The 18,286-nt window shown below is 53.0% G+C and carries 15 protein-coding genes; 4 read left to right on the top strand and 11 right to left on the bottom strand.

What is annotated here, in order from left to right; all coding sequences use genetic code 11:
* The first annotated feature begins 142 nt into the window (after positions 1-142).
* The 3 genes from rimO (at position 143) to FOA19_RS04775 (ending at position 3,995) form a co-directional block, all read left to right on the top strand.
* Positions 143-1,510, top strand: coding sequence for a 30S ribosomal protein S12 methylthiotransferase RimO (gene rimO / locus FOA19_RS04785; RefSeq protein WP_149089627.1), 1,368 nt, complete (start codon positions 143-145; stop codon positions 1,508-1,510).
* A 335-nt stretch (positions 1,511-1,845) separates the two neighbouring features.
* Entirely contained in the window at positions 1,846-3,402 is a 1,557-nt protein-coding gene (gene bshC, locus FOA19_RS04780) for a bacillithiol biosynthesis cysteine-adding enzyme BshC (RefSeq protein ID WP_149089626.1), read from the top strand.
* A gap of 2 nt (positions 3,403-3,404) precedes the next feature.
* Positions 3,405-3,995, top strand: a complete 591-nt coding sequence (locus tag FOA19_RS04775) for a 5-formyltetrahydrofolate cyclo-ligase (RefSeq protein WP_149089625.1) — start codon at positions 3,405-3,407, stop codon at positions 3,993-3,995.
* 10 nt (positions 3,996-4,005) lie between these two features.
* On the opposite strand, the gene FOA19_RS04770 is transcribed toward FOA19_RS04775, so the two are convergent.
* Positions 4,006-5,583: a T9SS type A sorting domain-containing protein gene (locus FOA19_RS04770; protein ID WP_190300283.1), complete on the bottom strand. Its 1,578-nt coding sequence runs from the start codon at positions 5,581-5,583 to the stop codon at positions 4,006-4,008.
* A gap of 184 nt (positions 5,584-5,767) precedes the next feature.
* On the opposite strand from FOA19_RS04770, the gene FOA19_RS04765 reads away from it, so the two are divergent.
* A complete protein-coding gene (locus tag FOA19_RS04765; RefSeq protein WP_149089624.1) occupies positions 5,768-6,367 on the top strand; it encodes a hypothetical protein in 600 nt (199 codons plus the stop codon).
* 240 nt (positions 6,368-6,607) lie between these two features.
* Here FOA19_RS04765 and FOA19_RS04760 read toward each other — a convergent pair whose 3' ends face one another.
* From FOA19_RS04760 to FOA19_RS04715, 10 genes are all read right to left on the bottom strand, one after another.
* The gene (locus FOA19_RS04760; RefSeq protein ID WP_149089623.1) at positions 6,608-6,991 is read right to left on the bottom strand and encodes an SRPBCC domain-containing protein; all 384 of its coding nucleotides are present in this window, start codon (positions 6,989-6,991) and stop codon (positions 6,608-6,610) included.
* A gap of 57 nt (positions 6,992-7,048) precedes the next feature.
* Positions 7,049-7,636 carry a hypothetical protein gene (locus tag FOA19_RS04755; protein ID WP_149089622.1) on the bottom strand — a complete coding sequence of 196 codons (588 nt, stop codon included), beginning with the start codon at positions 7,634-7,636 and terminating at the stop codon, positions 7,049-7,051.
* Positions 7,637-8,140: 504 nt separating this feature from the next.
* Positions 8,141-10,651, bottom strand: a complete 2,511-nt coding sequence (locus FOA19_RS04750; protein WP_149089621.1) for a S9 family peptidase — start codon at positions 10,649-10,651, stop codon at positions 8,141-8,143.
* Positions 10,652-11,438: 787 nt separating this feature from the next.
* Entirely contained in the window at positions 11,439-12,113 is a 675-nt protein-coding gene (gene mnmD / locus FOA19_RS04745; RefSeq protein WP_149089620.1) for a tRNA (5-methylaminomethyl-2-thiouridine)(34)-methyltransferase MnmD, read from the bottom strand.
* A gap of 305 nt (positions 12,114-12,418) precedes the next feature.
* A complete protein-coding gene (locus FOA19_RS04740; RefSeq protein ID WP_149089619.1) occupies positions 12,419-12,973 on the bottom strand; it encodes a hypothetical protein in 555 nt (184 codons plus the stop codon).
* Between the two features lie 373 nt (positions 12,974-13,346).
* Positions 13,347-14,312 (bottom strand): YihY/virulence factor BrkB family protein, encoded by a 966-nt coding sequence (locus FOA19_RS04735; protein ID WP_149089618.1) that lies wholly within the window; start codon positions 14,310-14,312, stop codon positions 13,347-13,349.
* Positions 14,313-14,546: 234 nt separating this feature from the next.
* A complete protein-coding gene (locus tag FOA19_RS04730; RefSeq protein ID WP_190300282.1) occupies positions 14,547-15,980 on the bottom strand; it encodes a DUF4403 family protein in 1,434 nt (477 codons plus the stop codon).
* A gap of 82 nt (positions 15,981-16,062) precedes the next feature.
* Entirely contained in the window at positions 16,063-16,392 is a 330-nt protein-coding gene (locus FOA19_RS04725) for a thioredoxin family protein (RefSeq protein WP_223808737.1), read from the bottom strand.
* An 86-nt stretch (positions 16,393-16,478) separates the two neighbouring features.
* A complete protein-coding gene (locus FOA19_RS04720; protein WP_149089616.1) occupies positions 16,479-17,210 on the bottom strand; it encodes a DUF3891 family protein in 732 nt (243 codons plus the stop codon).
* Between the two features lie 243 nt (positions 17,211-17,453).
* A complete protein-coding gene (locus tag FOA19_RS04715) occupies positions 17,454-18,110 on the bottom strand; it encodes an outer membrane beta-barrel protein (RefSeq protein WP_149089615.1) in 657 nt (218 codons plus the stop codon).
* Positions 18,111-18,286 lie beyond the last annotated feature (176 nt).

The following is an 18,286-nucleotide window of genomic DNA, read 5'->3' as shown; positions in this document are numbered from 1 at the left end:
GAAAACTTGAACAAGAGATAATAAAGAAGAGATGGGAATCAGGCTATTTATAGGCTGATTCTAATAAAAGAGGCGCAAAGTAAACCAATCACCCCACTTTGGTTGTTGCTCCCCATAAGTAAGAATTCCCTAAGACAGGCACGTGAAAGTAAGATCGCTTAAACAAGACAAATACAACGTTATCACGCTGGGTTGCTCCAAAAACCTGGTAGACTCTGAGGTGCTCATGGGCCAGTTAAAGGCCAACGACCGCCAGGTGGTGCATGACTCAGAGAAAGATGACGCCAACATCATCATCGTGAATACCTGCGGCTTCATCGACAACGCCAAGCAGGAATCCATCGACACCATTCTGCGCTACGCCGATGCCAAAGAAGCAGGCGCTATTGATAAACTCTACGTGACCGGCTGTTTGTCTCAGCGCTACAAAGACTCCTTAGAGGCCGAGATTCCGCAGGTAGACGCTTATTTCGGAACGCTGGAGTTACCGCAATTGCTGAAAACTCTAGAGGCTGATTACAAGCACGAGTTGATAGGCGAGCGCTTAATCACCACGCCTAAACATTACGCCTACTTCAAGATTGCCGAGGGCTGTAACCGCCCTTGCTCGTTCTGCGCCATCCCGTTGATGCGCGGCAAGCACGTGGATCGTCCTATGGAGAGCCTGGTGCAGGAAGCCACACGTCTGGCCAACATGGGCACGAAAGAACTCATCCTCATCGCGCAGGATTTGACCTATTACGGGCTGCAGCACTACGGTGAGCGCAAACTGGCTGAGTTGTTACAACGCCTGTCAGACGTAAACGGCATTGAGTGGATCAGAATGCAGTACGCTTATCCAAGCCAGTTCCCGATGGATGCCCTGGACGTGATGGTAGAGCGCGAAAACATCTGCAAGTACCTGGACATGCCTTTGCAGCACATCTCAGACAACATGCTTAAAACCATGCGCCGCGGTATCTCCAAGCGCCGTACCCTGGAACTGGTAGACACCATCCGTCAGCGTGTACCGGACATCGCTTTGAGAACTACTTTGATTGCCGGTCACCCCGGTGAGACGCAGCAGGACTTCGAGGAGATGTACCGTTGGGTAGAGGAAACCAGATTTGATCGTTTGGGCATCTTCACCTACTCGCACGAAGAAAACACCCACTCCCACACCCTGGTAGACAACGTTCCGGACGAGGTGAAACAAGAGCGCGCCGATGCCATCATGGAATTACAGCAAGGTATCTCCATGGAAATGAACGAAGAGAAAGTAGGTAACACCTATAAAGTACTCTTCGACCGCAAGGAAAGCGGCTACTTCGTAGGCCGTACCCAATACGATTCTCCGGAAGTGGACAATGAAGTATTGGTACCCGCAGACAGCACTTACGTACGCCTAGGAGATTTCGCCCACGTGAAAATCACCGATTCTTCTGACTTCGACCTTTATGGCGAGGTAGTGACTAACAATTACGCTCCGGTAGAGAAAGAAGTATCCAGCCATTTACCGTCTGTTTCTTAAGAAATAGCTTCAAAACAGTGCATCAGACCTCACAGATTTAAAAATCTGTGAGGTCTTTTTGTTTCGGTATCTAAGTAGGGGCAACCCGTTTTGGTTGCCCTTTTGTGCATGTAAGGCGCGAATATAAATTACAACCTGGATTCTGTTTCTAGCCTGTTTTCACCAAAGCAGCCTCAAATCAGAATGCTTTCTTCGGCTCAGATCAACCTCGTACTTCCTGTAGTTTCCTGCGTGACACCATCCATGGTCTTCTTAGAAACGTACTACGGGTATTATTCTGAAAATAGATTTTACCTTTGCACGGTAGGTGCGCTCAACGCCGCCCGTACCCAGTTATGAAAGTTTCCTGTATTGACTATAGCGCCACTGGTGCCTTTTCCTCGCTTGTGCTGGACTATCTGCGGAAAGATGCCAAACTCCGGCCGTTTTACGCCCATTTTCCTGAAATCAGCTCGTTTCCGGCCCTCATTCAGGAGCGGAATTTTCCGGCGGAGCGGCGGCAGGTGCTGGTAGAGGAGCTGAATAGGCAGTACCAGGGCGTGGAAATCACTAAGGCGGTGCAGGCCAATATCTCAGCGCTCGCCGATGCCCAGACTTTTACCATCACCACGGGGCACCAACTCAACCTATTTACCGGTCCGCTGTACTTCATTTATAAGGTGATTACGGCCATCAACACGGCCCGCGAGCTGCAGAAAGCCTACCCAGACCAGACGTTTGTGCCCGTTTATTGGATGGCCACCGAGGACCACGACTTCGCCGAGGTGAACCATTTCACACTGTTCGGGAAGCAGTATGCCTGGGAGAGCGATGCCAAGGGTGCCGTAGGCCGATTCTCTACCGACGGCCTGAACGAGTTGTTGGACGAGATGCCCGAGAGTTATCCGCTGTTTGAACAGGCCTACACCGGCAGCGCCACGCTGGCCGAGGCCATGCGCCAGATCGTGAACGGTTTGTTTGGCGAGTACGGCGTGGTGTGCGTAGACGGCGATAGCCGCGCGTTGAAGCAGGCGTTCAGCACCATCGCGCAGCGCGAACTCACCGAGCAAGTAGGGTTTAAAGCCGTGACTGAAACCAACGCGGCGCTGGAGCAGCACTACAAACCGCAGGTGATGGTGCGCGAAATCAACCTTTTTTATCTGGACCAGAACCTGCGCGAGCGCATTGTACAGGAAGACGGCCACTACAAAGTCCTGAACACCGACCTGGTTTTCACCCGCGAGGAGATTGTAGCCTTAACCCAGGAGCAGCCTGAGAAATTCAGCCCTAACGTAGTATTGCGGCCTTTGTACCAGGAGTTGGTGCTGCCCAATCTGGCCTACATTGGGGGTGGGGCCGAGGTGGCGTACTGGTTTCAGTTAAAAGGCACGTTTGAGGCGTACAGTGTGCCGTATCCGGCGGTGATGCTGCGCAACTCAGCGATGTACATCACCAAACCCAACGCGCAGCGCATGGAGAAACTGGGTTTCACCGTGACCGAGATGTTCCGGGAATTGCCCGAGTTGAAGAAACGACTGGCCGAGCTGCTGAACCAGCAGGAGGTAAGCCTGCAACAGCAGCGCGATGCCGTGGAAGAGGCTTTTCGGCAGATAGAGGAACTGGCCCAGTCCATTGATCCCACCCTGGTGAAAGCCGTGGGCGCCGAAACCCAGAAAGCGTTGAACAGCTTCCAGATGCTGGAGAAAAAGCTGAACAAAGCCGTGGAAAACAAAAACGATACGGCGTACAACCAATTGGCCAACCTCAAAGAGAAGCTTTTCCCTACGGGCGTGCTGCAGGAGCGCGTAGACAACCTGCTCACCTACCAGACCAACAACCCCAATTTTATCCAGGAGTTGCTGGCCGCCTTTGAGCCGTTCTCTTACTGCTTTACCGTACTTCAGGAGGAATAGCCATGGCCTTGAAAGCTGATCTTAGAAGGGAGTTTTCCCAGCGGCGCAGGCAGTTCACCGCAGAAGAGATAGAAGTCTGCAGCGAGCGCATCGCGGCGCGTTTCCTGGCCGAATTCGCGCCCAAGCCTGGTCAGACGGTCCACACTTTCCTGCCCATCCAACAGCAACAGGAAATCAACACCTGGCACATTGTGCGGCAGCTATGGCAGCGCAACGTACAGGTGGCGGTGCCCGTGGCCAACCCGAAGGATTTTTCCATGGCTCATTTCCTCATTACCCCAGATACCCAGCTGCAGGGAAGCAAGTGGGGTATTCCGGAGCCGGTCAACGCCCTGCCCATCCCCGAGTCTGAGATTGACACGGTGTTGGTGCCCTTGCTGGCCTTTGACCTCAATGGTCACCGCGTGGGGTACGGCAAAGGGTACTACGACCGTTTTCTGGCCCTTTTGCCCCAAATGAGCCAAAAACTGGGGCTCTCCCTGGACCCTCCGGTGGAGATCATTGACGATGTGAGCGCCACAGACCTCACCCTGGATGCCGTGATCACTCCTGACTTGGTGTGGTCGTTCGAGCAATCCGACTCACAGGTCTAAATCTTCAGGCTTACTCTTTCTGCACCAGCACCTTCCGGGAGATCTGGAAAGCCGGTGTCACTACCTGCAATAGGTACATACCCCCGGCGAGGTGGTCAGTGGCTACTCTTATTTTGGTGCTTCCGCTGCCTAGGTTCTGCGTGGTTTCCCAGAGTTTATCGCCCTGCAGATTCACCAGCGTGACCGTGGCCTTCATGGGCGCCGGTACCTCAATGGTGAGCAGCGTGCTTTTCTGGGCCGGCATTGGCGCTACGGTTACCTGGTGACCGGCTGGTAGGTTGTCGCTGGCGCCCAGCGGATCATGGTAGGTCATCTTGAAGATAGTGCCGCTTTGGTCATCAGAGACCAGCAGGTTGCCTTGTACGTCAATGGCTACATCCACGGGTCTGGCCCAGGCGCTGGTAGAGTCTTCGTTCAGGATATGGTCTATCAGGGAAATCTGCGGACCGGGTGTTTGGGTGGCTGCGTTCCAGGGGAAATAAATCACTTTGTAGCCGGTTTTCTTCGTGCGGTTCCAGGAGCCGTGCAACGCCAAGATGGCGCCGTTGTTGTACGGAGCGGCCAGTTTGGTTCCTTGGGTGAAGATGAAGCCCAGCGGTGCTGAGTGAGCGGCTATTCCCTTGGAGATGCGGTCCATGTTGCCGCAGTTGACGGTGCTGTTCCGGTTCAGTTCGTAATCTGGGGCGAAAGGCATGTTATCCGTGCCCTCCGCGAAGGTAGGGTTGCAGAAAGGCCAACCGTAGTTTCCGCCGTCGCGCACCTGGGTGAACTCCTCCGGCGGATTGTTGTCCACGTAGCTGGAGATGATCTTGCCGTAGTTGCCGGTAGCGTCGTTAAAAGGATAGCGGATCTGGTCGCGGTTGTTCACCGTTACCCACAACTCATCGGTACCCGGGATAAAAGCCAGCCCCTCGGCGTTTCGGAGGCCTTGGGCAAAAAGCCGGCGGTTATTTCCCTGGGCATCATACACGTAAATAGCTCCTCTGATGGGATCGCTTTGGGTATCTGAGACGCAGGCGTTGCAGGTAGAGGCGATGGACACGTATAGGTTATGGTTCCGATCCAAGGCGATGTTCTTCAGCTCGTGGCCATAGTTGCCGTTCAGTTCCGGCAGGCTCGCATCGGGCAGATTGTCTACTATCACCTGGCGGTTTTGCCCCGTTAAATCCCCGTTCTGGTACGTATAGCGGCTTACCTTGTTCTTCTCCGAGACATACAGATAGGTGGTCCCGTTAATCTCGTGGAAAACCAGATCATGCGGACGGGCTAGTCCACTCACAAAATCGGTTACCTGCGGATCGCCGGTGGCGTTGGGCCGCACCAGCTTCACCCGGCCTTGCCCCGGCACCGATACCAGCAGATCGCCGTTGGGCGCAATGGCCATGAACCGGGCGCCGGAGATGCGGGCGTAGACGGCCAGCGAGAAATTCCTGGGCAGCGAGACAAAGCGGTCTGTGTTGAAAGGTGCATTTCGCATGCCTGCGGGCACGGTTACCTTCACCCGCTCTGTGGCGCCCGGCGGATTGGTTTGCGCCTGGGTGCCCGTGGCCCACAACAAGAGGAACAATAGAATGTAGCGGTTTCTCATAACGTACTCTTTTACTGATGAATTATATAACGAGCGGACGCAGAAAACAGCGAACTAATTTTTAGAGCCACCAACACGAAGTGATTTGCACCTATGGGTTACATTAGTACTTCACTATATATTTTTTGCTCATAAGACAAAACAGAAGATAGGTGAATAGTACGCTGAGTCTGTCATACTACTGATGAAAAAGCTGTTCTATACCCTTCTTTTACTGCTGCTACTTCTGCCGGGCCTGAGCCAAGGGCAGGACGTTTCCTTAGCACCGGATTCCATTCAATCGTCACCCACTGTTGACTCCGCCACCGGAGGAACTACCACCATTCTGCGCCTTTCTCCGCCCAACGGGTCCTTGTTGGGGTATAGCGCTGGAAAAGGCATTGTTACGCCGTCTTTTGATCGGAGGATTTCTCTCAGACAAGAAGTGGAGGAGAAAAAAGAAAGTAAGGTGGTGCTGTTCCTGGTAGGGGAGACCGTGGCGGGTTTGGTGAGTTCCATCGGGTTTGCGAAGAATGGGGCGTACTGGTCGGCGGCAAGTTTGCACGTGATGTCGCTGGGTGCTTTTAACGGCGGGAAAGGACCGGAAAACAAAGGAACCAGCTGGGCCACCTTCGGGATGGTGAATGCCTTGGCGGCGCACCATTACTTTGTGAAGCCCACCTCAGGGGCACCCGTTTTCTGGCGCAATTTTATAGGCCTCAATGCGGTGGCACTCACCTCCCATGTGCTAGACAAAGTCATCAGTAGGAAAAAGGCCAAATCCGCTACCACCTTCCAAGACTGAGTTCCAGTGGTAAGGTCCTGAGGCAGGTTCTTTTATTTCGATAAAAACAATCATCAGGCTTTTGGGCTTGTTTTTCAGAAATCAGGCTTAAAAGACAGCTAGCCATGAGGTTTCTGGCTATACCGTGAGCTAGTTTGAATAGACCTAGCTTACACAAAACAGAATGGAAAAGGCCGGTAGCGTTTACCGGCCTTTTTTGAGAAATCAGCTTAAAAACAGCAGAGCAGTAGGGGGGCTGGGCTATTGCTCCTCAAAGAAATTCAGCAGAGCGCCGGCATAGGCATCGTTCCAGCCTTCCACCAGTTCGTCATAGGCCTCGTCTGGGATGTTGGTCTGCTTAACCTCCATGGAGCAGCCTTGCTTGTGCGGGTGCAGCTTGATAGTTACGATGGATTCTTCGGGCTCGCCCTCAAAATACCACTGCTGCACGAGCTTCTTGTTTTCCTCAAACTCCAGGTTCTTGCCCACAATGCTGCCTTCCCAGAGCGAGAACTCAGAGCCGGGCTCGGTGGACATCTCGGCGGGCTCGCCGGTCCAGATCTCCAGCGTGATGGGGTTGGTGAGGGCTATGTACACTTCCTCGGGCGTGGCCGGGAGCAGGTAATATTTCTTGAAGTCTTTCATAGTTCAAACAATGGGGCGAAGGTAAAAGCTACGGCAGGTTCCTGATGCCGCGGCGGGTTACTTTATTTCTGAGATGTCTCCCTGGGGCGAGATCTTGAAGCGTTTGCGGGTGACAGTGAGTTTTCTGGTGTTGGGCACCTCGTTGTGCGCTGCGTCAAACTGCCAGCGGGTGGTACTGTCCAGGTGCTCAATGGTGAAGTCTTTCTGGATGGTGAATTGCTCGCTGTGCTTGAACCCGGGTTCCTCGCCGCACGGGTTGAATTTCAGGTTCTGCTCATCCAGTTGGGCTCCTTCCTGGTTGTAGGTCCTGATTCTAGGCACGGTTTCATCTGACGGAAACAACACCAGCAGTGCCGTCACGTCTTTGTTGATGGCAAGGCGACGGTAAGGGATCTCGTGGGGCTTGAGGTAGCTGCCGGCCACCGTGGTGTCTAACCTGGAGCCGAAGGTATACTCAAAAGCGCAGGTCGCCTTGAAAGGCAAAGTCAGCGCGGGCAGTTCGCCGGCAAAGCTGGTAAAGGAAACGCTTGGCGAAGCCGCTACCGCATCGGCAGACGGATTGGTTTCGTACTGAACGGCATTTTCTCTGGAGCAGGAAGTAAACAGGGCAAGCAAAGGCAACAAACCGAGGAGCAGTTTTTTCATAGATGCTTTATACGGAAAACAAAATATAAAAGGATTGGTAGCCTGTGCAGAAGCCCCATCAAGGAAAGTTCGTTTCTGACTTAGATGTCGTTTTAACCTCTTTTTCCTGAAAACAGCCCTGAAATAGGATGCTAATGCAGCCAAAATCAAATAAGTATTGTATGAAAAAGTAAGCTTCAAATCAAAATGCACATTAGCCGGTTTGTCCCCCTTTGAAGGAGGTAGGGGGATGACTACTCATGCAGATCATGGCAGTACCATGAAGTTTCCTATTCATAAAATAAGCATGTGTTCCATTGTACAAGGTTTCGGTTCTTCATGCGGGTTGGTCATCCCCTTACCCCCTTCAAAGGGGGACGAAGCGTGAGCCAAGTGTGCTTAGAAGCTCAACTACAATCATCCAAAAGGCAATAGAATGCCACCTTTCCCCCTGCAGAAGTTAATACATTAAAAAAAAGCCGCAGTCCAGTGAGGGCTGCGGCTTTTGGGTGTTTAGGTGGAGGGCTATTCTTGGTCTTCCGGTTGAGCGGTTCTGTTGGAGGAAGGTCTCTTGTTGTTCTGCTCTGCTTCTCTGTTGATTTCCATGATGTCTACTGGCTGGGAGAAATCACCCAACAGGTATTTGGAGAAGTAATCGGCGGTCATCCAGAAAGAGTACTCGGTCATGTCGCCGTAGCCGTGGCGCTGGCCGGGCATCATCACAAAATCGAACCGTTTGTTGGCTTTGATGAGGGCATCGGCCATCCGGATGCTGTTGGCAGGGTGCACGTTGTTGTCTACGTCGCCGTGGGTGAGCAGCAAGCGGCCCTTCAGGTTCTTGGCCAACTCCGGGTTTCGGTCAATGGTGTACTGGAAAGTAGTGTCGCCTTTGGCGGTGATGACCTCCTTCACGCCGTGGTGCTTCTCAGACCACCAGCGGTTGTAGATGTTGTTCTCGTGGTTTCCGGCGCCGGAGACGGCCACTTTGAAGAAGTCTGGGTACACCAGCATGGCAGCGGTAGACATGAACCCTCCACCCGAATGACCGGTAATGCCCACGCGGTTGACGTCAATGAACTTATGCCGATCTGCCAATTGCTCCACGGCGGCTTTCTTATCGGCGAGGCCGTAGTCACGCAGGTTGCCGTAACCGTAAGTGTGGTACCATTTGGAGCGGGCCGGGTGCCCGCCGCGGTTCCCCACAGTGATCACAATGAAGCCCATCTGCGCCAGACGGTCCATGCGGTCCATGCTGCGCCCAAAGGCTTTGTTCACGGCCTCAGTCTGAGGGCCTGGGTAGATGTACTCAATGATGGGGTACTTCTTGGTGGAGTCAAAGTCAAAAGGCTTGTACATGACGCCGTACAGATCGGTCACGCCATCATCGGCTTTCACGATGAACGGCTCTGGGAACTTGTAAGACGTGGCCATGAGGCGGGATAGATCGGCTTTCTCCAGGTCCATCACTTTCTTGCCGTTGCTGTCATACAGCGCCGAAACCGGGACAGTGTTCACGCGGGAGGCATTGTTCACGAAGAACTTGCGGCCGTCATTCATGCTCACTTGGTGGTCAAAGTTGCCGCCGTTCAAGAGTTTCAGATCGGAGCCGTCAAAGTTCACGCGGTACAGGTGCAGGTAGTAGGGGTCTTCCTTGGCTTCGCGGCCGTTGGCGGTGAAGTAGAGCACGCGGGCTTTGTCATCAATGCCTACAATCTCTTCGCAGTGGTAAGCGCCGGAGGTGATCTGGTTTTTCAGCTTGCCGTTGCCGTCATAGAGGTAGAAATGGCCCCAACCGTCGCGCTCAGACCAATGGATCAACTCACTGCCGCCGTTCACCAGACCCACGCGGCTCACTTCCACGTAGGTGTTGAAACGCTCGTCAATCAAAGGCTTCACGGTGCCCGATGGCACATCCAACGAAAGTACGTCAATCTTCTTCAGGTCGCGGCTGGTGCGGGTGAAGTAGACTTTGCTGTTGGTGCCATGCCATAGGTTGGCGCGGAACTCGTCATCGCGGGCGCTTTGCTTGGCAGGCGCCGGCCATACGGAGAGTTCCTGGTCTTTGAAGGCAGCGGCGTTGATCTTTTTAGCGGTCTTTTCCGCAAAGTTGAACAAAAGCAGCTCTCTGATGGGGGCTTCCTTCTCGCCGGGCATCTGGTATTTGTAGGTTTCCAGCGCCGGACGACCGGTAGCGGTGTTGTGCAACACCCACAGGTCTTTTACTTTGCGGGCATCGGTGCGGGTCAGGATGAAGTACTTAGAGTCCGGTGACCACATGATGAAAGCCGGCTTGCGGTTCTTCTTATTCTTCTCGCGCTCCACGTTGGTTTCGCCCTGCGAGTCGCCGTAAGAATAGTTCTCCACGCCATCGGTGGTGAATTTGGTTTCTACAATGGTAGAGTCTTTATCGTTCTTGAGGGCCTTCTCGTAGTTGGCGCGGTCCATCCAGTAGAGGTTATGCTCCTTGGCGAACACCACAAACTTCTGGTCTGGCGACATGGACGCCCACATGGGCTTGCGCTTGGGTTTGTTGTAATCCTTCAGCTCGGTGAGCTTGCGGGTAGCCAGGTTGTACTGGAAGTAGAAAACCTTCTTCTCCAGTGAGTCGGCGGCCTTTTTGTCGACGCGGTCTTTCTTTACCTGGTCAATGGTGCTCTTGATCTCAAACTGAACGTTCTTCTCGTCCTCAGTGAATTTGAGGTTCTCAATGGGCAGGTGCTGCGCATCGAACGGGTCCCGCACGATGGTGGTGATGGCGGCCGCCAATTGATCTGTGTTGAAAATAGCCTGCTTGGATTTGGTGGCCGGGTCTACGATGTACCAGTTCTTGCCATTGGAGGTCTCGTACTGGTACCAGAATCTATCGGTTTGCTTTAGCCAGTGCGGGTCTAAGCTGGTGGTGAAAATAAGCTTCTCCAGTTTTTTGGGTGAGAAGCGGGAGGCTAACTGGTAATTGGCTTTTTGGGGTTGCCCCGTTTGGGCGAAAATCCCTAGACTGGCCCCTAAAAACAAGGCCAGCGTGTAAACAATTCTCATGTAAAGGGTTTTGTGAGTGTTTGGAAGCTTGAAGATACGAAACGGTCTTTGATTTTTTGGGTTATGCGAAGGGAGCACTTAGCCAAAATGGTTTCTTTTAGTTAATATACTTTGAAGGATGGGTAAGGAGAATATTTTCTTATCTTTTTCCTCTGGTTCAAGTTTTCAACTTGGACCTATCATGGTCTGCAGTTTGCAACTGCAGTGAGGCGCTAGCCTCAAATCTGCTTTGGAGGTAGTGACTTTCTTTCTTCTGCCTTTACTTCCTACTCCCTTCTTACAACCTTCTAGTTGCAGCCGGGGTCTGCGGGCGTTTGTCACTTTTCTCCTTGATGAGAAAAGTAACCAAAAGAATCAAGAAGCCTCAAACTCGCTGACGCTCGGACAGTGAGGCTTCAGTAGTTGTGACACCACGCTGCCGTCCTCTGTTGCATCGCACACGCAGGCCACTGCCATTCGAGCATCCATTGCTTGCGGCGGGCCGTGCCTCGGCCTCACTGTAGGCCTTCGCCCCAGCCTGCCGCAGGTGCCTTCTCTCTTGTCAATCTGCCTTTGGTTTTTTCTATGGTTCAAGTCTGCTACTTGGACCCAAAATGATCGGCAGTTTGCAACTGCCGTGAGGCGAGAGCCTCAAAATCACGATTGCAGAAGGATTAGGAAGGAATGCAAGCGATGTTCCTCGTTGTTGATGGTGTTATCATCAATGACCAAAACTGCGGCTCAGCGCAAGGGAGAATTACTAAGCATAAGCGTTTAGAGCATGTTTTTAGGAAATCGGCCCTTAAACTTATGTGGCTTTCACGCCGCGGGTCATTTCTCTTTTGCCGGGAGGGCCGGGCAATGCTTCTACGGTGAAGCCGGCGGCTTTTAGGCTGCGTTTGAAGCTGCCTTTGGCGCAGTAGGTGACCAGGGTGCCGCCAGGGGCGAGGCAATCGTGCATTTTCTGGAAGATGGTGTCGGTCCAGAGGTGGGGCTGCTTCTCCGGGGCGAAGGCATCGAAATAGATCAGGTCGTAGCTATCCGGGGCCGGGGAGAAGGCCTCTAGATCAGTTTCCAGTTTGCGGAGGGTGAAATGCGGGGTAATGGCGATGGACTGTTCCCAGGGAGCAGCGTGCAAAGGGGCAAAAAAATCCAGCAGTTCTGGGTTGAGAATGAATTTGTCAAACTGCAGCTGGGCCACCACTTCTGGGGTGAGCGGGTATTTCTCCAGGGTGTCATACTGCACCGTTGCCCCAAAAGCTAGGGTGTGTTGCAGCGTGAGTAAGGCGTTGAGGCCCGTTCCAAACCCAACCTCCAGCAGGCGCACCGATGACTGACGTTCCAGGGTTGCCTCTAAGCCCATTTTGATGAACACGTGCAAGGACTCTTGCAGCGCTCCGTGCACCGAGTGGTAATGCTCGTTCAGTTCCGGCACAAACAGGGTGGTGGAGCCGTCTTTTGTTTGTCTTACTTCAAGATTCATGAAGCAAATTAAGAATTAGGAAGCAAGAATGGAGAACTGGACAAGGAAACCAGCTCCGTTTCAGGGACATTTTTCTTAAATCACCCCTATAACACAGATCACGGTTGCCAATCCTCGCAGAAAATCAGTTCTGCCATTGTCCGTAATTCCGGTAACCACTAGGCTGTTTTGCTTATGATTTTTAGAAAACAGGGCCAAAATAGTGGGCAGCAAAAAGGATATCAGGAAGATTTTAGATGAAATCAGGGAAAGAAATCCTGCCTAAAGGATGGAAGGATCAGCGCCAGCTTGCCGAGGTGGCAGGGCTAATCTATGTAGCCTTCGTACTGGATGCTGGTTACTTTGCCTTTGGACAATTGGAACCTGAGCCAGGAGTTGCGTTCCCAGTCGCAGACTTCCACCACGTTCTTGGTTTCTTTGATAAAGAGTTTGTAGCCCATCAGTTTCTGCAGAAGCTCCTGGCGGGAACATCCTACCTTGATGCCGTTTTTCAGCTGCAGGTTAGGGCTTTTGATATCGGCGTAAGAAAGCATGAAGCGTTTGGTGTACATGGGGTAGTACAACTCCACGGTGCTGGAGTCAAAGTTGAGCTGGAAGAGCGTGTCTATGTAGCGGGCGTTGTGCTGGTTATGAATGGTGTCTTTCAAGACCTCAAACTTGGTGCGCACCTGTTCGGCGTACTGCTGCAGCACGGGCTCCTCTACGGGCAAGAAGGGATTGGAGATAAAGGCAGTAGCCTTGATAACCTCTGGGTGCTCCTGTTCCAGCAGTTCTATGCGCTGATAGAACGCCTCCATACGGGCTGTGTTGTTGAAGTTAGGGGCGTAGGTGCTCTTAGGAGCCGTTGTCCTGGGCCTCATTGACGCCCGTGCCACCCGCGGCGTATCTGGTTCCTGGTTTCCCTGGCAGCCAGCCTGTACCCAAAACGGGATTATACACAAAAGCAAAATCAGCCGCCACATACCCATGTCCAAAATAAGAAGAAACCCAGCCAGAATTGTATTCTAATATACAAAAAACGATTTGCAAAGCTACACAGAAACGCAAAAAAATAATCTTGCTTACCTGACCACTATACTATAGGAAACCCTTCTGCGTTGCCGCTTTTCCGGTATTTATTTCACAGTTCGGCCGTGTCTTCCTGCCATAGGAAAACCGCAGTATCGGGTTAGCAGTGCTGCCTTGCACAACGGCTGTTTAGCGGCTATTTTCTCCTAAATGGCATCTAAACAACTAGCTTTTGAAACGCCCTTGGGAAGGCGGCCGGCCGGAGTTCTGGGCCTCTGGGGATTCCTCAAAGGGTACTTCCCGTATCTCAATCCGCACGGAGTTATGGTTGGGCATTACCGGCTGCCCAAAGGCATCGGCATACTCCTGCGTAATCTCTGCCCCGAAGAAGATGATCAGCGAGGAGTAATACACCCAGGAGAGCAGGATGACCATAGAACCCGCCGCACCATAAGAACTGTTGAAATCGCTTTGGCCCAGGTACCAGCCAATGAGGTATTTGCCCAGCAAGAACAGAAAAGCGGTAGCGGCGGCCCCTACCCACACATCGCGCCAGCGAATGATGGCATCTGGTAGATATTTGAAGATCAAGGCGAAAAGAAGGGTGATGAACCCTAAAGAAACCACCACATCTAAAAGGTAGATGAACACAATGGCTATCCCTGGCAGCAGTCGCTGCATATAATCTGTTAGAATGCCAATTAAGGCACTCACCACCAAACTCACCAGCAGGAGAAACGAAATACTCAAGATCATCCCGAAAGACAGGATTCTGTCCATCACCAGTTTCAGGATGCCGTTCTTTGCCTTGGTCTGTAGGTTCCAGACGTTGTTCAAGGACTCCTGCAGGGTCACAAAAATGGTAGTGCCGGCGAAGACCAAGGTGCCTATGCCTATCCAGGTAGCCAGAGGGCTAGGGCCTTCCAAGTGTAGTTTCGCCATCATGCCCTGGATTTCCGTGGCTGCCTCACGTCCCACCAAACCGCTGATCTGGTTGTCCAACTGTCCGGTGACCGCGTCTTCGCCCAAGAAAAAGCTGGCCGTGCGTACCACAATAAACAAGAGGGGAGGCAGGGAGAAAATAGTATTGTAAGAAAGGGCCGCTGCCAACCGGAGCGAGTTGTTCTTCATGAACTCCGATGCGGAATTTGTGAGGATGCCCAATATGCCTTTTGCTGTATACTTAGCCATTCGCTTCAGAATCAGGATTGAAATATCTGAAACTACGGCAATAGACGCCCAATTGTTGATTTTTAGAAAGAATGAGGGTGAAATGGATGGATAATTTAGGGTGTTACTGGATGAATCCAGGATTGGCAGGCACCGCTTGTTTCCTAGTAATTGGTTTTGGGCCTGTTTTCAGGAAATCATGCCTATTCCTTCAAACCTTCAAGCACTCACTCATTCTCTCAATCACTCAATCATTCATTGAAAAGAAAGCGTCAGCTGCCCCGAGGCCAGGAAGTGCGTCTGCACGCCGGTTGGGGTCACGTAAAGGGTGTCTGGTTCCAAGGTGAAGTCGGCGCCGCGTAGCAGGAATCTTTCCTGGAGTTGGTTTTCTTTCAGGCCGGCTTGCAGGGCCTGGCGCATGTTGGCCAGTTGGCTTTTCACCGGGAACTCCATCTGCTTTTCCAGCTGGGCCTTGAACTTGTTCTGCAAGAGCCATTGGGCGGTGTTCACCAACTTGTCTCTGGTCTGCAGGGTGTACTCCAGGTTCTGCACCTTGATGCTTTGGGTGGCGGGGTCATAGAACGGCGTGGCCTGCAGCCATACCTTGCCCTGGAATTTCTTCGTGAGGAAAGACGCTTTGGTCTGGCCGCTCACGTCCAGCGCCAGTAGCAATTGGGTGCCTTTCCCGCTGATGGCCACGTCATGGATGGTGAGCTGGTGTTTGCCCTCTTCAAAGCTGAATTTCTGGTTTTTCACTTCTTTCTCCAGAATCTGGTTGAGGTAGGTGAAGGAAACATCACTGGCAATGTTGAGCTGGGCCACCGACGGCAGTGTGCGGGTGGGAGTGTAGTTTGGCAGGGCTACCAGCGTTTGGCTTGGTTTCTGGCCAGATAAAACCTTGAGGAAAGCGTCAATGCCCACCTGCAGGCTCAGTTTGTTTTGCTGAAGCTCTAGCGGGGTCAGGCGCACGGCCTTGGGCTCCACCGACAGCCAGGTGTTGTACTGGTCGTTCAGAAGCACCGGGTCTTGCAACTGTCGCCAGGCTTGGGCCAGATACGTGGGCAGGGGCACGCGTTTCTGTAGTTCATGGTCCAGTAACCGGAGCATGGGGGCGAGCTGGGCCTTGAGCTTTGGTTCTATGAAAGGGGCCAGGTTCAGCCGCAAAGGACCCAGCGAGAGCGTGGGTTTGCGTGCGCCCCAGGCAAAGTCACCGCTGGTGTAGCTTTTTAGGTTGTAGTCGGGGAGGAGTTGTAGGCGGCTATCGGTGCGCACGGTTACCTCAAACTCGGTCTCCTCGGTTTTCTGGATGTTTTTGCACAGCTCGCAGGCGTTCCACTGCCATCGGCCTTTGGCCCAGATCCTGAGCGGCACCTCCATGGACAGTTTGCTGAACTCAGAGCGCAGTTTCATGGGCCCGGCCTTGGTCACCTTGACCATGAGGTCATCGTCCTGCAGGTTGTCGTCCTGGTAAATAACGCCGGTGAGTTCCTGGTTCAGGATTCCTTCCAGCGCCGAGACCGGAATGGTGATGGGCAACGTGATGGTAGAAAGCCGGGGCTCCGGTAAGGGCGGGGAAGAAACCTGGGCCTCGGGGGCCGGCACGTTAAGGGACGCTGACTTCTGGCAGGCGGGCAGTACGCAGACACACAGCAGAAAAGAAAAGAGAAAGTGGAAAGAGCGCCCTCGCATGCCGTCTAAAATAGTGATGCCTTGGTGGTAAGCCGATGGTGTTTTGTGGCTGTTTTGGCAAAAGTACGCATAAACCGCGTGATTATTGGGCCATGAGCAACTGGTCAAGGAACTCCCGCACATCTTCTTTAGACGAAAGCAGGGCGCAGTTGCGCAGGGTGCCTTTGTAGTAAATGGCAAAGAAAGGCGTGCCGGTAAGTTTCACTTCCTTGCTGGAAACCGGGTTCTCAGCGGCGTCCATCTGCAGAAAAGTGATGTCTCCGTACATGGCATTCTCTGAGAATTCCTTGAAGGAGGGAGCTAGGGCTTTGCAGATAAGGCAGTCTTTGTCTATGAATTTGACTATGACCCGTTCTTTTTCAAAGATGAGGGAGCGCAGTTCGTTATCAGAAGAGATCTGGATGGCCATCATGTTAAATACATTCGTTAAACTATCGGTAACGTGGAAAAACAGCCCTGAGTTGAGGGAAAATGCTATTCCACGCCCAGCGAGCGCTTTTACGGTTCTTTTTGCAGAAGCCATTCTTTTCTGGTGACGGGGGTTTGCCACAGCGCACGGTCCAGTTCCTGGTCTGAGGAGAACTGCAGTTGGGTAAGGCAGCGGGCCTCCACGCAGAGGTTCACCTGCTTCTCCCGGAAAGGCCAGGGCGTTACCCGCACGGTGCCGGTCTTCAGCAGGGCCACCTCGTACTTCACCTGGTCTGGGCCGTTGCTGATCTCCAGGGCGCGCTCCATCTCGGGCAGCTCGTTGCGGCACAGGATGAGCGAGAAGCGGTCGCACCACTGCATGAAATCATAGGCGTACTGCGCCTGGGCTTTCTTGATCTTGAGGCCCTGCCGCCATTTCCGCTGGCACTGGAGCTGCTCATCCAGAAAAGCATCCCACTCCTTTTTCTGGCCGCGCAGTTCTTCGTACAAAAAGGACAGGTGCATGCTGGTGAGCAGGCTGCGCCACCGGCCCTGGAACCGGGCCTCTTTCATGACCTGCTGCGCCTGCTCCAGGCAAAAAGGAAGTTGCGTGAAGTTGGCGGGCGCCCCGGCCGGCGTGAGGGCATAGCGGCCCGTGAGGTCCTGCTGGCCGTCATCGTGCTGGGCAATGGCTGCCAGCGTCTGCATGAAATACAGCGGCCGCTTCTCGGGTAGCCACGCGAAGCCTATCTCGGCGGCCAAAAGGGCGTGGGCCTGCTGGTAGACAATTTCCCAGCCTCTCTCGTGGGGGTTTACAATCATGGTGGTTTTCTCTTCCCTTGGTGCTGCCGATTTTGGCCAATGGGGGCAGTGAAGGTTTGTACGTCTGATTCAGAGATGTAGTAAAGTGGTTTCTACGATGTTTTTGAAAAACATGCCCTAAACCGGTAGCGCGTGCCGCCTTTGCGCAAGGGAAGTTCTGTTTGAAGGCCGATTTCAAAAAATGGGCACAAAAAAGCCCGGCACTGAAAACAATGCCGGGCAGGTCAAGTCAAGAAGGTAAGACTAGAACACAAAACCTAAACGCAGGCCAGTGTTCACGTTAGGGCGCAGGCGCAAAGAGCCGCTTTCTCCTTCCAGAGTGGTGTTAGAGCCATTCTCAGGATTGATCTCCACATCACCCTCTGCCTGGTATTGCAGCCCGAACCCGAACTCCACGCCCAGGTACACGTGCTGCGCGAAGTAGTAGTCGGCCCCGGCCACGGCTCCCAAGCCAAACCCGAAGTAGTTGCGGTTGGTGACGCTGTTCCCGTTTGACCATCCTCCCTCAATCTCGTAGTTGTCGGCTTCCTCGCTGGCGAAGAACTTGGCAAAAGAGATCTCGGCGCCTACGTACGGAGAAAGGCGGTCTGTGCCCGCAAAGTGCTTCTCAATGCCAGGTGCCAGTACAAACAGGGTAGAGGTACGGCTGAAATCGTCATCTGCGGTTTGGTTTTGCACATCCAGGATGAAGGAAGCGCGTAATGCGGTGTTAGGGGCTAAAAAGTAACGGCCGCGCAGCTGGTTCAAGCCCAAGCCTACGGTGTTGCCATCGGTGAGGCTTAACTGTACCTCGCCGGTTACAGCACCGGCACCGGGTTTAATGCCACCGGCATCCTGCGCCGAAGCCGCAAACCCGATGGTAAAACACAAAGCAGCGGCCGAGAGAAATTTCTTCAACATAGTTTTAAAGTTAAATAGGGGATTTTTTGAGGGGCAATAATAAGCAAGCCTTGCGTATTTGCCGCCGGTGAACGGTTCTTTGAAGGATAGTACCCTCACTATGAAGAAGATTGATTTTGTTTGTTTCTGACTTGTTTGGAAAAAATCGGCCTAAAACAAAAAATCCATGCCCGGCA

The sequence above is a fragment of the Rufibacter hautae genome, from assembly GCF_008271695.1.
In the GTDB taxonomy this organism is placed as follows: Bacteria; Bacteroidota; Bacteroidia; order Cytophagales; family Hymenobacteraceae; genus Nibribacter; species Nibribacter hautae.
This window is presented reverse-complemented; position numbering and strand designations above follow the sequence as displayed.

Excerpts from the sequence above, each read along its gene's own strand:
- bshC (WP_149089626.1), top strand. The coding sequence starts at position 1,846 with ATGAAAGTTTCCTGTATTGACTATAGCGCCACTGGTGCCTTTTCCTCG.
- FOA19_RS04775 (WP_149089625.1), top strand. The coding sequence starts at position 3,405 with ATGGCCTTGAAAGCTGATCTTAGAAGGGAGTTTTCCCAGCGGCGCAGG.
- FOA19_RS04770 (WP_190300283.1), bottom strand. The coding sequence starts at position 5,583 with ATGAGAAACCGCTACATTCTATTGTTCCTCTTGTTGTGGGCCACGGGC.
- FOA19_RS04765 (WP_149089624.1), top strand. The coding sequence starts at position 5,768 with ATGAAAAAGCTGTTCTATACCCTTCTTTTACTGCTGCTACTTCTGCCG.
- FOA19_RS04760 (WP_149089623.1), bottom strand. The coding sequence starts at position 6,991 with ATGAAAGACTTCAAGAAATATTACCTGCTCCCGGCCACGCCCGAGGAA.
- FOA19_RS04755 (WP_149089622.1), bottom strand. The coding sequence starts at position 7,636 with ATGAAAAAACTGCTCCTCGGTTTGTTGCCTTTGCTTGCCCTGTTTACT.
- FOA19_RS04750 (WP_149089621.1), bottom strand. The coding sequence starts at position 10,651 with ATGAGAATTGTTTACACGCTGGCCTTGTTTTTAGGGGCCAGTCTAGGG.
- mnmD (WP_149089620.1), bottom strand. The coding sequence starts at position 12,113 with ATGAATCTTGAAGTAAGACAAACAAAAGACGGCTCCACCACCCTGTTT.
- FOA19_RS04740 (WP_149089619.1), bottom strand. The coding sequence starts at position 12,973 with ATGAGGCCCAGGACAACGGCTCCTAAGAGCACCTACGCCCCTAACTTC.
- FOA19_RS04735 (WP_149089618.1), bottom strand. The coding sequence starts at position 14,312 with ATGGCTAAGTATACAGCAAAAGGCATATTGGGCATCCTCACAAATTCC.
- FOA19_RS04730 (WP_190300282.1), bottom strand. The coding sequence starts at position 15,980 with ATGCGAGGGCGCTCTTTCCACTTTCTCTTTTCTTTTCTGCTGTGTGTC.
- FOA19_RS04725 (WP_223808737.1), bottom strand. The coding sequence starts at position 16,392 with ATGATGGCCATCCAGATCTCTTCTGATAACGAACTGCGCTCCCTCATC.
- FOA19_RS04720 (WP_149089616.1), bottom strand. The coding sequence starts at position 17,210 with ATGATTGTAAACCCCCACGAGAGAGGCTGGGAAATTGTCTACCAGCAG.
- FOA19_RS04715 (WP_149089615.1), bottom strand. The coding sequence starts at position 18,110 with ATGTTGAAGAAATTTCTCTCGGCCGCTGCTTTGTGTTTTACCATCGGG.